17 protein-coding genes are annotated in these 14,650 nt (G+C 60.6%); 13 read left to right on the forward strand and 4 right to left on the reverse strand.

Features of this window, described 5'->3' with window-relative positions; all coding sequences use genetic code 11:
• Nucleotides 1-4: 4 nt before the first annotated feature.
• On the reverse strand, nt 5-226 hold the full coding sequence (locus WMW70_RS02735; RefSeq protein WP_341435977.1) for a hypothetical protein: 222 nt from the start codon (nt 224-226) through the stop codon (nt 5-7).
• Nucleotides 227-331: 105 nt separating this feature from the next.
• On the opposite strand from WMW70_RS02735, the gene WMW70_RS02740 reads away from it, so the two are divergent.
• The 7 genes from WMW70_RS02740 to WMW70_RS02770 all read left to right on the forward strand — a co-directional run bounded on the left by WMW70_RS02740 (nt 332) and on the right by WMW70_RS02770 (nt 6,834).
• Nucleotides 332-2,779: a Lon protease family protein gene (locus WMW70_RS02740; protein ID WP_341435978.1), complete on the forward strand. Its 2,448-nt coding sequence runs from the start codon at nt 332-334 to the stop codon at nt 2,777-2,779.
• Between the two features lie 198 nt (nt 2,780-2,977).
• Nucleotides 2,978-3,319, forward strand: a complete 342-nt coding sequence (locus tag WMW70_RS02745; protein ID WP_341435979.1) for a PA4575 family protein — start codon at nt 2,978-2,980, stop codon at nt 3,317-3,319.
• Between the two features lie 202 nt (nt 3,320-3,521).
• The gene (locus tag WMW70_RS02750) at nt 3,522-4,019 is read left to right on the forward strand and encodes a TIGR00645 family protein (RefSeq protein WP_341435980.1); all 498 of its coding nucleotides are present in this window, start codon (nt 3,522-3,524) and stop codon (nt 4,017-4,019) included.
• A gap of 140 nt (nt 4,020-4,159) precedes the next feature.
• Entirely contained in the window at nt 4,160-4,465 is a 306-nt protein-coding gene (locus WMW70_RS02755; RefSeq protein ID WP_341435981.1) for a DUF6482 family protein, read from the forward strand.
• Between the two features lie 11 nt (nt 4,466-4,476).
• A complete protein-coding gene (locus tag WMW70_RS02760) occupies nt 4,477-6,012 on the forward strand; it encodes a cryptochrome/photolyase family protein (protein WP_341435982.1) in 1,536 nt (511 codons plus the stop codon).
• A complete protein-coding gene (locus tag WMW70_RS02765; protein ID WP_341435983.1) occupies nt 6,009-6,155 on the forward strand; it encodes a DUF2256 domain-containing protein in 147 nt (48 codons plus the stop codon). Before WMW70_RS02760 ends, WMW70_RS02765 begins: the two co-directional genes overlap by 4 nt.
• Before the next feature lie 61 nt (nt 6,156-6,216).
• Nucleotides 6,217-6,834 carry an FKBP-type peptidyl-prolyl cis-trans isomerase gene (locus WMW70_RS02770; RefSeq protein ID WP_341435984.1) on the forward strand — a complete coding sequence of 206 codons (618 nt, stop codon included), beginning with the start codon at nt 6,217-6,219 and terminating at the stop codon, nt 6,832-6,834.
• A gap of 89 nt (nt 6,835-6,923) precedes the next feature.
• On the opposite strand, the gene WMW70_RS02775 is transcribed toward WMW70_RS02770, so the two are convergent.
• Nucleotides 6,924-7,151 (reverse strand): PA4570 family protein, encoded by a 228-nt coding sequence (locus tag WMW70_RS02775; protein WP_339459176.1) that lies wholly within the window; start codon nt 7,149-7,151, stop codon nt 6,924-6,926.
• A 503-nt stretch (nt 7,152-7,654) separates the two neighbouring features.
• On the reverse strand, nt 7,655-8,623 hold the full coding sequence (locus tag WMW70_RS02780) for a polyprenyl synthetase family protein (RefSeq protein ID WP_341435985.1): 969 nt from the start codon (nt 8,621-8,623) through the stop codon (nt 7,655-7,657).
• A 245-nt stretch (nt 8,624-8,868) separates the two neighbouring features.
• Here WMW70_RS02780 and rplU point away from each other — a divergent pair, with 245 nt between their 5' ends.
• From rplU to WMW70_RS02805, 5 genes are all read left to right on the forward strand, one after another.
• Nucleotides 8,869-9,180 carry a 50S ribosomal protein L21 gene (gene rplU, locus WMW70_RS02785; RefSeq protein WP_304866209.1) on the forward strand — a complete coding sequence of 104 codons (312 nt, stop codon included), beginning with the start codon at nt 8,869-8,871 and terminating at the stop codon, nt 9,178-9,180.
• Nucleotides 9,181-9,219: 39 nt separating this feature from the next.
• Complete coding sequence (rpmA, locus tag WMW70_RS02790) at nt 9,220-9,477, forward strand: 50S ribosomal protein L27 (protein ID WP_085584170.1); 258 nt, start codon at nt 9,220-9,222, stop codon at nt 9,475-9,477.
• A gap of 167 nt (nt 9,478-9,644) precedes the next feature.
• The gene (cgtA, locus tag WMW70_RS02795) at nt 9,645-10,868 is read left to right on the forward strand and encodes an Obg family GTPase CgtA (RefSeq protein WP_341435986.1); all 1,224 of its coding nucleotides are present in this window, start codon (nt 9,645-9,647) and stop codon (nt 10,866-10,868) included.
• Nucleotides 10,869-10,936: 68 nt separating this feature from the next.
• The gene (gene proB / locus WMW70_RS02800) at nt 10,937-12,055 is read left to right on the forward strand and encodes a glutamate 5-kinase (protein ID WP_341435987.1); all 1,119 of its coding nucleotides are present in this window, start codon (nt 10,937-10,939) and stop codon (nt 12,053-12,055) included.
• Between the two features lie 10 nt (nt 12,056-12,065).
• Nucleotides 12,066-12,530 carry a CreA family protein gene (locus WMW70_RS02805; RefSeq protein ID WP_341435988.1) on the forward strand — a complete coding sequence of 155 codons (465 nt, stop codon included), beginning with the start codon at nt 12,066-12,068 and terminating at the stop codon, nt 12,528-12,530.
• A 111-nt stretch (nt 12,531-12,641) separates the two neighbouring features.
• On the opposite strand, the gene rpsT is transcribed toward WMW70_RS02805, so the two are convergent.
• Complete coding sequence (gene rpsT / locus WMW70_RS02810) at nt 12,642-12,920, reverse strand: 30S ribosomal protein S20 (RefSeq protein ID WP_341436539.1); 279 nt, start codon at nt 12,918-12,920, stop codon at nt 12,642-12,644.
• A gap of 177 nt (nt 12,921-13,097) precedes the next feature.
• On the opposite strand from rpsT, the gene murJ reads away from it, so the two are divergent.
• On the forward strand, nt 13,098-14,642 hold the full coding sequence (gene murJ, locus WMW70_RS02815; RefSeq protein WP_341435989.1) for a murein biosynthesis integral membrane protein MurJ: 1,545 nt from the start codon (nt 13,098-13,100) through the stop codon (nt 14,640-14,642).
• The last annotated feature ends 8 nt before the right edge of the window (nt 14,643-14,650 follow it).

Below are 14,650 nucleotides of genomic sequence, written 5' to 3' on the forward strand. Positions count from 1 at the left end.
ATCCTTATGGCTTGTGGATGCGGGCCGATGCGGCCATGATTTCCAATAGGGTCTGTTGCCGTTTCAGCGCGAACCGCGTTGCTGCGCAAAATCTCGCCAGGCTAGGCGTGGGACGCAGGGAATGGTGTTCCCTTGCCAAGTCCCACAACACCGCATGGCGATATTTTTCGCGCAACCCGAAGGGCCGGGCCTGTTTTAGCGCGATACTGCGTTTCTCGACACTCATTTGGAACACCAAACTTCGCGTCTCGTGCCTTGCCTCGCGCTATAACAGGCTCCGGCGCAGTCGTGATGAAATGGCAACAGACCCTACCCCGTCCAAGGATTTCCAATGCCAGACTCCGTTGCAGCCCATTTGCGGCTGGCACCTGAAGCGCTTACCCGTCCCTTCACTCCCGAGCAGTTCAACTTCACCAGCACCGAAGACCTGGAGCCCTTCCGCGGCGTACTCGGCCAGGAACGTGCGGTAGAAGCCTTGCAGTTCGGCGTGGCCATGCCGCGCCCCGGTTACAACGTATTCGTCATGGGCGAGCCGGGCACCGGCCGCTTCTCCTTCGTCAAACGCTACCTCAAGGCCGAAGCCAAGCGCCTGGAAACCCCGGCCGACAGGCTGTACGTCAACCATTTCGACGAACCTCGCGAGCCGCGCGCGCTGGAGTTGGCATCGGGCACTGCTGGTGCCTTTCTCGACGATATCAATCAGCTGATCGACAACCTGCTGGCGACCTTTCCGGCGGTGTTCGAGCACCCCTCGTTCCAGCAGAAGAAAAATGCCATCGACCGCGCCTTCAACAAGCGCTACGACCAGGCCCTGGATGTGATCGAGCGGCTGTCGCTGGAAAAGAACGTCGCCCTGTACCGCGACAGCAGCAATATCGCCTTCACCCCCATGCTCGACGGCAAGGCCCTGGATGAGGCCGAGTTCGCCCAGCTGCCGGAAGCCGAGCGCGAGCGTTTCCACGCCGATATCGCCACCCTGGAAGAGCGCCTCAACGAGGAGTTGGCCAGCCTGCCGCAGTGGAAGCGCGAGTCGAGCAACCTGCTGCGCCAGCTCAACGAAGAAACCATTACCGTGGCACTGCAGCCGCTGCTGGCTCCCCTGTCGCAGAAATATGCGGAAAACGCCGGGGTCTGTGCCTACCTGCAGGCCATGCAGGTCAACCTGCTGAAGACCGTGGTCGACCAGCTGGTCGAGGTGGAGCGCATCGACGCCCAGACTCGCAAGCTGCTCGAAGAGCAGTACTGCCCCAGCCTGGTGGTTGGCCATCATGCCCAGGGCGGTGCGCCCGTGGTGTTCGAGCCGCATCCGACCTACGACAACCTGTTCGGCCGCATCGAATACAACACCGATCAGGGCGCGCTCTACACCAGCTACCGCCAGCTGCGTCCCGGCGCGCTGCACCGGGCCAACGGTGGCTTCCTGATCCTCGAAGCGGAGAAGATGCTCGGCGAACCCTTCGTCTGGGATGCGCTCAAGCGCGCCTTGCATTCGCGCCAGCTGAAGATGGAGTCGCCCTTGGGCGACCTCGGCCGCATCGCCACCGTGACCCTCAACCCGCAGGTCATCCCACTGCAGCTCAAGGTGGTGATCATCGGCTCGCGCCAGCTCTACTACGCGCTGCAGGATCACGATCCGGACTTCCAGGAAATGTTCCGTGTGCTGGTGGACTTCGACGAGGACATTCCTCTGGGCGATGACAGCCTGGAGCAGTTCGCCCAGCTGATGAAGACCCGCACCTCGGAGGAGGGCATGGCCCCCATGACGGCGGCCGCGGTGGCGCGGGTGGCCACCTACAGCGCCCGCCTGGCCGAGCATCAGGGGCGTTTGTCGGCGCGTATCGGCGACCTGTTCCAGCTGGTCAGCGAGGCTGACTTTATCCGTCAGCTGGCCAGCGAGCCGTTGACTGATGTGGGCCATATCGAGCGCGCCCTGAAAGCCAAGGCCACTCGCACCGGGCGAGTTTCGGCGCGGATCATCGATGACATGCTGGCCGGCATCATCCTGATCGATACTGCCGGCGCGGCCGTGGGCAAGTGCAACGGCCTGACGGTGCTGGAAGTCGGCGACTCGGCCTTCGGTGTGCCGGCGCGGATTTCCGCCACGGTTTACCCCGGCGGCAGCGGCATCGTCGACATCGAACGCGAGGTCAATCTCGGTCAGCCGATTCACTCCAAGGGGGTGATGATCCTCACCGGTTACCTGGGCAGCCGTTATGCCCAGGAATTTCCCCTGGAGATTTCCGCGAGCATCGCCCTGGAGCAGTCCTACGGCTATGTCGATGGCGACAGCGCCTCGCTGGGTGAGGTCTGCACGCTGATCTCGGCCCTGTCGCGTACGCCGCTCAAGCAGTGCTTCGCTATTACCGGTTCGATCAACCAGTTCGGCGAGGTGCAGGCGGTCGGCGGGGTCAACGAGAAGATCGAGGGCTTCTTCCGCCTGTGCGAGGCCCGCGGCCTGACCGGCGAGCAGGGCGCGATCATCCCCCATTCCAACGTCACTACCCTGATGCTCGATGAGCGGGTGCTGCAGGCGGTGCGCGCCGGCCAGTTCCATATCTATGCGGTACGCCAGGTCGACGAGGCGCTGAGCCTGCTGGTCGGTGAGGATGTCGGCTCGCCCAATGAGCAGGGGCAATTCCCTGCGGGCAGCGTCAATGCGCGGGTGGTCGAACGTCTGCGCGATATCGCTGCCATGGGCATGGAAGACGACGACAAGGAGGAACCGGCCGCTGCAGTCAAGGAGAAGAAGCCGCGGGTCAAGAAGGTGGCGGCCGAGTGACTGATCGGGGGTGGGGGTTCGGGTGGTGGCTGGTCAGTCATTGAACGAATTCCCTGGCCCTTTACAGGACGCAGTTCGCGGCGGCTTTTCCTCGCTTCATCCACAGAGTTATCCACAGTGAGAGGGGATAACTGGCGACTTCCCTCGGGCGCGTGCTCGGGTGTAGGCTGAAGACCTGCTCCCGAGAGGATCGCCGCCATGTCGCGCAGCCTCAATCTCACTCGCCATTGTCTGGGCCTGGACACCCGCATCGAATGCGTGGTGTTGCCGCTGGCGGGCAATGCGGGCCTCTGGACACTGATCTGTGCCGCCGGTATCGCCGGCAACCAACCCTCTACCATCAAGGCGCAAGGCCCATTCCAAGGGGCTTTCGTCGCCGAAGCCGTGCTCAGCGGGATAGCCGAGAGCCTGTTCGACATGGGCTACGATTCATGCGACGAGCTGCCGATCTGGCGCTTGCATATCCAGGCCGAACTGCGCCGCCTGAACAATGAACGGGGCCATCATCTGGGCAACTACATGTTCCGTCCGGAAACCTGAGCGGCCATTGCACAGCATTTGACCAGTCGGCGCAAAGGCCCCTGCCAGGTCGCTTGTGTCGATCAATCCTGAGCCTGTCCACAGTTTTATCCACAGAAGCCGGGGATAACCTGGGCATCGGTTTTGCGCTTGCGCCACGCCTTTGTCTGGCGGGCCACGCTGGGTATACTCGCCGCCAGTCTTGAACCCTGAGTGAGCCCTTATGGAACGCTTTATTGAAAATGCCATGTATGCCTCTCGCTGGCTGCTGGCACCTATCTACTTTGGGCTGTCGCTGGCCCTGCTGGCACTGGCGCTGAAGTTCTTTCAGGAAGTCTTCCACATCCTGCCCAATGTGTTTGCCCTGGCCGAAGCAGATCTGATTCTGGTGCTGCTGTCGCTGATCGATATGGCGCTGGTGGGCGGCCTATTGGTGATGGTGATGATTTCCGGTTACGAGAACTTCGTTTCCCAGCTGGATATCAAAGAGGGCACCGAGAAGCTCAGTTGGCTGGGCAAGATGGACTCCAGCTCGCTGAAGATGAAAGTGGCGGCTTCCATCGTGGCGATTTCCTCGATCCATCTGCTCAAAGTATTTATGAATGCGCAGAACATCCCCGACAGCAAGTTGATGTGGTACGTGATCATTCATATGGCCTTCGTCCTCTCAGCCTTCGCCATGGGCTATCTGGATAAGCTGACCAAGCACGAACCGAGCTGAGCCTCTCTCAAGCGTCTCCGCCGCCCGGCCGTTGCAAAACGGACGGGCGGTTTGCTTTCTGCCTTGTGTTTTTATGGTGTTGTACAAGAATTGTATTTGTATAGATTTTTGTATAGCTTTGCTTGCCCGAGGACATCGCCATGAATCTGCAAGAGCTTTCGCTGCATGCCCATGCCGGGCATATCGACGCACTCAACCTGATCTCTATTGAGGGTGGCATCTACCTGCTGGAGGCGCATATGGATGGTCGTGCCCACCCGCTCAATGATGGCTATGGCAAAACCCTGCACCTGCGCTCGGTCGAGCATGCCCGCGACCTGCTGCATGACCTGCCGCGCGTGCCCTTCCATCTGGTGCATGCGGTGGTGCATGACGAAATGTGCGGTATGCAGGACGGTACCCAGGACACCTTGCGGGTGCCGATTTCCTTCAACTCTTCCTGGTAACGACTTCATCTATGTCTATTCGCCGGCTTGGCCTGGTACTGGGTGATCAGCTGTCTTTCGACCTGCCCAGTCTGCAGGCGCTGGACCCGCAGCAGGATGCCGTGCTGCTCGCCGAGGTGGCAGCTGAAACCGACTATGTGCCGCACCACCCGCAGAAGATCGCGTTGATCTTCAGTGCCATGCGCCACTTTGCCGAGGCCCTGCGTGAGCGCGGCTGGCGCGTGCATTACGTCAAGCTGGACGATGCACAAAACAGTGGCTCGCTGCCGGGTGAGTTGCAGCGCTGGGCTACGCAGTTGCAGGCCACCGAGGTGCATATCAGCGAATGTGGTGAGTGGCGGCTGGAAGATGAGTTGAAGCGCAGCGGCGTACCGATTACCTGGCATGCCGACAGTCGCTTTATCTGCAGCCGTGACGAATTCGCCCGCTGGGCCGAAGGGCGCAAGCAGCTGCGCATGGAGTTCTTCTACCGAGAGATGCGGCGCAAGACCGGTTTATTGATCAATGGTGACGGTACGCCAGTGGGCGGTGCCTGGAACTTTGATGCGGAAAACCGCAAGGCGCTGCCCAAGCAGATCAAAGCACCGATGACGGCGCGCTTTCCGGCGGATGGCATTACCCAGGAGGTATTGGCGCTGGTGGCCGAGCGTTTCAGCCATCACTACGGCAGCCTGGCGTCCTTCGATTACCCGGTGACCCACGCCGAGGCCGAGGCGCTGTGGCAGCATTTTCTCGATTTCGCCCTGCCGGCCTTTGGCGATTATCAGGACGCCATGGCGGTGGGCGAGCCGTTTCTGTTCCATGCGCGGATCAGTGCGGCGCTGAACATCGGCCTGCTGGATGTCCGTCGTTTGTGTGCGGATGTGGAGGCGGCCTACTGGCGCGGCCAGGTGCCGCTGAACGCCGCCGAGGGCTTTATTCGTCAGCTGATCGGTTGGCGCGAATACGTGCGCGGCATCTACTGGATGCACATGCCCGAGTACGCCGAGCGCAATGCCTTCGGCAATACCCGGCCGCTACCCGAGTTCTACTGGACCGGCAAAACCCGTATGAAGTGCATGAGCCAGGCCATTGGCCAGACGCTGGAGCATGCCTATGCCCACCATATCCAGCGGCTGATGGTCACCGGCAACTTCGCCCTGCTGGCTGGCATCCAGCCCAGCCAGGTCTGCGATTGGTATCTGGCGGTGTATATGGATGCCTTCGATTGGGTCGAGCTGCCCAACACCCTGGGCATGGTTATGCACGCCGATGGCGGCTATCTGGGCTCCAAGCCCTACTGCGCCAGTGGTCAGTACATCAAGCGCATGTCCAACTACTGCGGCGACTGCAGCTACAAGGTCAGCGAGAGCGTGGGCGAGCAGGCCTGCCCATTCAATGCGCTGTATTGGCACTTTCTGATGCGCCACCGTCAGCAGCTGTCCGGTAACCACCGGCTGGGCATGATCTACCGTGGCCTGGACAAGATGAGCGAGGCTAAGCAGCAAGGCCTGTGGGCGCGCGGCGAGCAGCTATTGGCGCGGCTGGATGCCGGCGAGGCGTTGTGAAAAAGGCCGAGCTGCCAGTCAAGAGTTGCTCGGTTTGCGGGTTGTCCTTTACCTGGCGCAAGAAGTGGGCGCGTTGCTGGGATGAGGTGAAGTACTGCTCCGAGCGTTGTCGGCGTAATCGCCCCGGCTTGGCTGGCGGGTAGGGCGGGCCGGCGGTTTGTGCTAGGCTGACCGACCTTTTTTAGCCTCCAGCGGAGCAGTGCTATGTCCGATATCAATCTCTCGACTGACGAAACCCGCGTCAGCTACGGCATCGGCCGTCAACTGGGTGGTCAGCTGCGCGACAACCCGCCGCCGGGTGTGAGCCTGGACGCCATCCTGGCCGGCCTGACTGACGCCTTCAACGGCCAGCCAAGCCGCGTTAGCGAAGCCGATCTGTCGGCCAGCTTCAAGGTAATCCGCGACATCATGCAAGCCGAAGCCGCCGCCAAGGCTGAGGCCGCTGCCGGCGCTGGCCTGGCCTTCCTGGCGGAGAACGCCAAGCGTGACGGCATCACCGTGCTGGCTTCCGGTCTGCAGTACGAAGTGCTGACCGCTGGCGAAGGTGCAAAACCTTCCCGTGAAGACAGCGTGCGCACTCACTACCACGGCACCCTGATTGACGGCACTGTATTCGACAGCTCCTACGAGCGTGGCCAGCCGGCCGAGTTTCCGGTTGGCGGCGTGATCGCCGGCTGGACCGAAGCCCTGCAGCTGATGAACGCCGGCAGCAAATGGCGCCTGTATGTGCCGAGCGAGCTGGCCTACGGCGAGCAAGGCGTGGGCAGCATCCCGCCGCACAGCGTGCTGGTGTTTGACGTGGAGCTGCTGGACGTTCTCTAACGCTCAGGCGCTTTCCTTCGCGGGCATGGCCCGCTCCTACGAAGTTCCAGCCAGTCTGGGGTAGGAGCGGGTCATGCCCGCGATGCGTTTCAGGGGCGCAACGCCCGTGCATAGCAATAAAGAAACAGATTGCGCACCAACTCCTTGAGCACCAGCGGCTCGCAGGAGTTCAGCTCGTGCAGGTCCAGATCGCCCTGATCGCGCAATTCGTCCAGGGCATCGTCCTCCAATACCGCGCAGACCTCGCCGGTGTTGCGATTGAGAATGCGCAGGTACGGTTGCGGCCGGTCCAGCCAGGCATCGATCAGATAGGTCATGACTCATCTCCCTTTCAAGTGGTTAGATGAGAATAATTCTTATTATATTTATAGCAAGGATTAATCGCTGCCTTTCGTCGCGCAGCAGAAATCGGCAAGAGTGATTTTTAACGCCGCACAGCGATCGCCTGTGGGGGCTATGGGCGTGTAGGTCATAAAAAATTGCCTGGAGCAATTTTCAACGTCGCGCAGCGATCGCCGGTGGGGTGGTGGCTATCGGCGGGCAGGCCATAAAAAATTGTCTGGAACAATTTTTAACGTCGCGAAGCGATCGCCGGTGGGGTGGTGGCTATGGGCGGGCAGGCCATAAAAAATTGTCTGGAACATTTTTTAACGTCGCGCAGCGATCGCCGGTGGGGTGGTGGCTATGGGCGGGCAGGCCATAAAAAATTGTCTGGAACAATTTTTAACGTCGCGAAGCGACGGCCCGTAGGGTGGCCGCCATGGATGGCAGGCCATAAAAAGCCCGTCACAAGGATGGGCTTCTGTTGTCGCGGCAGGCCTTAGTGCGTGCGGGCTACGGCGAAACGGCTGAGCTCGATCAGGGCGTCGCGGTACTCGCTGGCGGGCAGGGCGTCCAGGCTGGCGATGGCGCGTTCGGCGTAGTCACGGGCCTGCTGGGCGGTGTAATCCAGCGCGCCGGCGGCTTCTACGGCGTTACGGATGCTTTCCAAATCCTCGATACCGCCTTTCTGGATTGCCTGGCGCACCAGTGCAGCTTGTTCGGCAGTACCTTCGCGCATGGTATAGATCAGTGGCAGGGTCGGCTTGCCTTCGGCCAGGTCGTCGCCGACGTTCTTGCCCAGGGTGGTGGCATCACCGCGGTAGTCGAGCAGATCGTCGACCAGCTGAAAGGCCACACCCAGATGGTCGCCAAAGGTGCGCAGGGCTTCGGTCTGTTCGGCCGGGGCACCGGCCAGGGCGGCGGCGCTGTGGGTCGAGGCCTCGAACAGCATCGCGGTCTTGCCGCGGATGACTTCCATATAGGTTTCTTCGGTGGTGCTGGCGTCGCGGATTTTCGACAGCTGCAGCACTTCGCCTTCGGCAATCACCCGGGTGGCCTTGGACAGGATCTTCATCACCGGCATGGAGCCCAGTTCGACCATCATTTCGAAGGAGCGCGAATAAAGGAAGTCGCCGACCAGCACGCTCGGGGCATTGCCCCACTGGGCATTGGCGGTGCTGCGGCCGCGGCGCATGTCGGACATGTCGACCACGTCGTCGTGCAGCAGGGTGGCGGTATGCAGAAATTCGATGGTAGCGGCGAGCAGGCGCAGGTTATCGCCTTCAATGCCCAAGGCCTTGCCGCTGAGCAGAACCAGCAATGGGCGCAGGCGTTTGCCGCCCGCGGAGATAATATAGTCGCCGATCTTCTCGACCAGAGGTACGCGCGACACCAGTTGCGCGCGGATGATGCCGTCGACGGCGGTAAAGTCATCCGCCACCACGCGGTAGAAAGCCTGGGGTTGCATCGCTTGCACCTGCTACTCATGGGTTGCGCGGCATGCTAGGGGGCAGGGTGGGGGCTGTCAAGGCAAGCGCTCGGCGCACTTGCATGGCGTCGATTGCTTGCGTACAATCGCGCACCCTGAACTTCCCCCTGGGTATTTCCCTGCCTTACGCAATTGCAAGGGTGTCCTTCCGGCCCCAAGCAGCCATGCCAGCCGACACTTATTCCTATAAAGCGCTGGGTGAGCAGGATCAACGGAGATTTACCATGTACGCAGTAATTGTTACTGGTGGCAAGCAATACAAAGTCACCGAAGGCGAATTCCTCAAGGTCGAAAAACTCGAGCTGGCCACTGGCGAAGCTGTGACTTTTGACCGTGTTCTGCTGATCGGCAATGGCGACGACGTTCAAATCGGCGCGCCGGTTGTTGAAGGTGCCAAGGTTGTTGCTGAAGTGATCGCTCAAGGTCGTCACGACAAGGTCACCATCATCAAGTTCCGTCGTCGTAAGCACCACATGAAGCGTCAGGGCCACCGTCAGTGGTACACCGAGATCAAAATCACCGGTATTCAGGCCTGATTCGTTTCGGCCTAATCCCTTAATAGGAGTATTGAACTCATGGCACACAAAAAAGCTGGCGGTAGTACCCGCAACGGTCGCGACTCAGAAGCCAAACGCCTTGGCGTGAAGATGTATGGCGGCCAGGCTATCAAAGCAGGCAACATCATCGTGCGTCAGCGCGGCACCCAGTTCCATGCCGGTTACGGCGTTGGCATGGGTAAGGATCACACCCTCTTCGCGAAAATCGAAGGCGTGATCAAGTTCGAAGTAAAAGGCGCGTTCAACCGCCGTTACGTGAGCGTCGTAGCGGCTTAATTGCGCGACTGCTGGGAAAGCCCCGTCCATGCGACGGGGCTTTTTTGTTTCTTGGGGTTCTTGCCAAACTGTCCTGGGTGTAGCGTTCGATTTGAATGCAGGTCAATTTTGCAAGAACCTAGTGTTTCTAGTTTTGGATAACCCGCCTTGCTGCGGGAGGCGTAAAAATGAAATTCGTCGATGAAGTATCGATTTTTGTAAAGGCCGGCGACGGCGGCAACGGCATGATGGCTTTTCGTCGCGAAAAGTTTATCGAGAAGGGCGGCCCCAACGGTGGTGATGGCGGCGACGGTGGTTCGGTTTATATCGAAGCCCAGGAGAACCTCAACACCCTGGTGGACTACCGTTATACCCGCCGCTTCCAGGCGCAGAATGGCGAGAAGGGTGGCAGCACCGACTGTACTGGTGCCAAAGGCGAGGACCTGATCCTGCCGGTGCCGATTGGTACCACGGTGATCGACGCCGGTACTCAGGAAGTGATTGGTGACCTGACCCGTGCCGGCCAGCGTTTGCTGGTGGCGCAGGGCGGTTGGCACGGTCTGGGTAACACCCGCTTCAAGTCCAGCACCAACCGTGCGCCGCGGCAGACCACGCCGGGCAAGCCGGGCGATGCGCGCGACCTCAAGCTGGAGTTGAAGGTGTTGGCCGATGTTGGCCTGCTGGGCCTGCCGAATGCCGGCAAGAGCACCTTCATTCGTTCCGTTTCTGCCGCCAAGCCGAAAGTCGCCGACTATCCATTCACCACTCTGGTGCCAAACCTGGGTGTGGTCAGTGTCGATCGCTACAAGAGCTTCGTGGTTGCCGATATTCCGGGGCTGATCGAGGGTGCTTCTCATGGTGCTGGCCTGGGTATTCGCTTCCTCAAGCACTTGTCGCGTACCCGTCTGCTGCTGCACCTGGTGGATATGGCACCGCTGGATCTGACCGATCCGGCCGAGTCGGCAGCCACCATCATTGATGAGCTGACCAAGTTCAGCCCGTCGCTGGCTGAGCGCGAGCGCTGGCTGGTGCTGAACAAGGCTGACCAGATCCTCGATGAGGAGCAGGAAGCCCGTATCGCTGAAATCGTCGCGCGGATCGAGTGGGAAGGTCCGGTGTATGTGATTTCTGCCCTGGCGCGCCAGGGTACCGAGAAGCTCTGTTATGACATCATGGACTTCCTTGAAGCGCGCGCTGAGCGCATTCAGGAAAACCCAGAGTACGCGGCCGAACTGGCGGAGCTGGATACGCGCATCGAAGACGAAGCGCGTGCCCAGCTGCAGGCGCTGGACGACAAGCGTGCGCTGCGTCGTTCCGGGGTCAAAGCGGTCGGTGATGTCGATGAAGACGACAGCTTCTGGGATGAGGAAGACGAAGAGGATGGCCCGGAAATCATTTACGTCCGGGATTAAGCAACTACAAAACGCCGCTTAATTGCGGCGTTTTTGTAATCACAGGTCGCCGCTAGGGTTGGAAGATCATGCGTGACAAGGTAACCGGTGCGCAGCGCTGGGTAGTGAAGATTGGCAGTGCGCTGCTGACCGCCGATGGTCGTGGTCTGGATCGCGCCGCCATGGCGGTGTGGGTCAAGCAGATGGTCGCGCTGCGTGAGCAGGGCGTGGAACTGGTGCTGGTGTCCTCCGGTGCGGTGGCGGCGGGCATGAGCAAGCTGGGCTGGGTCGCGCGACCGAGTGCCATGCATGAGTTGCAGGCGGCGGCAGCGATTGGCCAGATGGTGCTGATTCAGGCCTGGGAGTCGAGCTTTGCCGAGCACAGCCGACGCACGGCGCAGATTCTGCTGACCCATGACGATCTGTCCGATCGCAAGCGCTACCTGAATGCGCGCAGCACGCTGCGCACGCTGGTGGATCTGGATGTGGTGCCGGTGATCAACGAGAACGACACCGTGGTGACCGATGAGATCCGCTTTGGTGACAACGACACCCTGGCGGCGCTGGTGGCCAACCTGGTCGAGGCAGATCTGTTGGTGATCCTCACGGACCGCGACGGTATGTATAACGCCGATCCGCGGCATAACCCCGATGCCGAGCTGATTTTCGAGGCGCGTGCCGATGATCCGGCGCTGGATGCTGTGGCGGGTGGTGTTGGTGGTGCGCTTGGGCGTGGCGGCATGCAGACCAAGCTGCGGGCGGCGCGTCTGGCGGCGCGTTCCGGGGCTCATACGGTGATTGTCGGTGGTGCCATCGAGCAGGTGCTGGCGCGGCTCAAGGCGGGCGAGCGCCTGGGCACCCTGCTGGCACCCGAGCGCGGCATGCTGGCGGCGCGCAAGCAGTGGCTGGCCGGGCATCTGCAGACCCGTGGCACCCTGGTGCTGGATGATGGTGCGGTCAAGGCGCTGGCGACCGGTACCAAGAGCTTGCTGCCGGTTGGCGTGAAGGCGGTGCAGGGCAGCTTTCGTCGCGGTGAAATGGTCGTCTGTGTGGCGGCGGACGGTCGCGAGATTGCTCGTGGGCTGGCCAACTACAGTGCGCTTGAGGCGCAAAAGATCATCGGTCAGTCGTCGGATGCCATCGAGAGGTTGCTGGGTTATGTTGATGAGCCCGAGTTGGTGCATCGGGATAATTTGATTCTGGTCTAAGGGAAAACTGATGCGAATCGTAAAGGGATTGCTGGGCGCGCTGGTGCTGCTGCCTGGATTGGCGGCGGCCGAGCAGATTGGTGAGGTGTCGACGGTGTTCAAGATCATGGGCCCGAACGACAAGATCGTCGTCGAGGCCTTTGATGATCCTAAGGTGGCGGGGGTGACCTGTTACCTGTCACGGGCCAAGACTGGCGGCGTCAAAGGTGGTCTGGGTTTGGCCGAGGATCGTGCCGAGGCGTCGATTGCCTGTCGCCAGGTTGGCCCGATCAGCTTTCTGGAGAAGCTCAAGGAGGGTGAGGAAGTCTTCCGTGAGCGCACCTCGCTGGTGTTCAAGACCATGCAGGTGGTGCGCTTCTTCGATCAGAAGCGTAATACCCTGGTCTATCTGGTCTACAGCGACCGGGTAATCGAAGGCAGTCCGCAGAATGCGGTGACGGCCATCCCGATTCTGCCCTGGCCGCAAAAGCCCTGAGCCAAAAAGCCCGAAGTGATTCGGGCTTTTTTCTGGCTTGTCATTTTCCGGGCAATAAAAAACCGGCGATTAAGCCGGTTTCTTAAGAACAATCAGCGTGTCGCTAGCAGCTTAGGCAGCTGCAGCTTCGCCCAGGGCCTTGATATGGCCATTCAGGCGGCTTTTATGACGAGCGGCTTTGTTCTTGTGGATGATGCCTTTGTCGGCCATACGGTCGATTACCGGCACAGCCAGGGTGTAAGCGGTCTTGGCAAGGTCGACGTCTTTGGCTTCGATAGCCTTGACGACGTTCTTGATGTAAGTACGAACCATCGAGCGCTGGCTGGCGTTATGGCTACGACGCTTCTCAGCCTGTTTTGCGCGTTTTTTGGCAGAAGGTGTATTGGCCACCGTCAAGCTCCTCGAAAAAATTCTGGGGGTTACAAACAAATAAGGCCGCGAATCATGCCGATATGAGGGAGTGCTGTCAAGCCTATCGGCTTTTCCCTGTGCTGGCCTGACCAGTGGCAGACCGCTACACTCGTCGCCTTTGCGCGCCAGTGCTTGTTTGCGGAGCCGGGATACTACATGAATTTGCTCAAGTCGTTGGCCGCCGTCAGCTCCATGACCATGCTTTCGCGTGTATTGGGCTTCGTGCGTGACACCATTATTGCTCGTGCCTTCGGTGCGGGCGTGGCCTCGGACGCCTTTGTGGTGGCGTTCAAGCTGCCCAATCTGCTGCGTCGAATTTTTGCCGAGGGTGCATTTTCTCAGGCCTTTGTGCCGATTCTGGCCGAGTACAAAACCCAGCAGGGCGATGAGGCGGCGCGCACCTTTGTCGCCTACGTCTCAGGTCTGCTGACTTTGGTGCTGGCCCTGGTGACCTTTATCGGGATTCTCGCTGCGCCCTGGATTGTCTGGGTATCGGCCCCTGGTTTCGCCGATGAGGCGGAGCGCTTTGAGCTGACCACCGATCTGCTGCGGGTGACCTTTCCTTATATCTTGCTGATCTCCCTGTCGTCCCTTGCGGGGGCGGTGCTCAACACCTGGAACAGGTTCTCGGTGCCAGCCTTTGTGCCGACGCTGCTCAACGTCAGCATGATCGTTTTCGCCCTGTTTCTGACGCCCTATTTCGATCCGCCGATCATGGCCCTCGGCTGGGCGGTGCTGGTGGGTGGCCTGGCGCAGTTGCTGTTCCAGCTGCCGCATCTGAAGAAGATCGGGATGCTGGTGCTGCCGCGGCTGAATCTCAAAGACACCGGCGTATGGCGCGTGGTGAAGCAGATGGGGCCGGCGATCTTCGGGGTGTCGGTCAGCCAGATTTCGCTGATCATCAATACGATTTTTGCCTCCTTTCTGGTCGCCGGCTCCGTGTCCTGGATGTATTACGCCGACCGCCTGATGGAGCTGCCGGCCGGTGTGCTTGGCGTGGCGCTGGGCACCATTCTGCTGCCGGCTCTGTCGAAAACCCATTCTGGAGCCAGTAGCGAGGACTACTCCAAGCTGCTCGACTGGGGTTTGCGCCTGTGTCTGGTGCTGGCGCTGCCCAGCGCGGTGGCGTTGGCGATTATCTCCGAGCCGCTGATCGCTTCGCTGTTCCAGTACGGTAAGTTCACTGCCAGCGATACCCTGATGACTCAGCGCGCCTTGATTGCCTATTCCTTGGGCCTGGTCGGCATTATTCTGGTGAAAATTCTCGCGCCGGCCTTCTATGCCCAGCAGAACATCAAGACCCCGGTACGTATCGGCCTGGTGACGCTGCTGGCGACCCAGGCGATGAATGTGCTGTTTATCTTCGTGATTCCCCTGGCCCACGCCGGCCTGGCCTTGGCCATCGGCCTGGCGGCCTGCCTGAATGCCGGGCTGTTGTTCTGGCAGCTACGCAAGCGCGATATGTTCCAGCCGCAGCCGGGCTGGGCACTGTTTCTCGGCAAGCTGCTGCTCGCGTTGCTGGCGATGGCGGCGGTGCTGCTGCTGGCCATGCAGCAGCTGCCGGCTTGGGCGGGCGGCACCATGCTCTGGCGTTTGTTGCGCCTGGGCGGGCTGGTGGGTGTGGGTATGCTGGCCTATTTGGCCGTGCTGGCGCTGCTGGGTTTTCGTTTGCGCGACTTTGCGCGGCGCAGTGCGCTCTGATGACCGCT

The organism is Pseudomonas sp. XK-1, from assembly GCF_038069885.1.
GTDB lineage: Bacteria > Pseudomonadota > Gammaproteobacteria > Pseudomonadales > Pseudomonadaceae > Aquipseudomonas.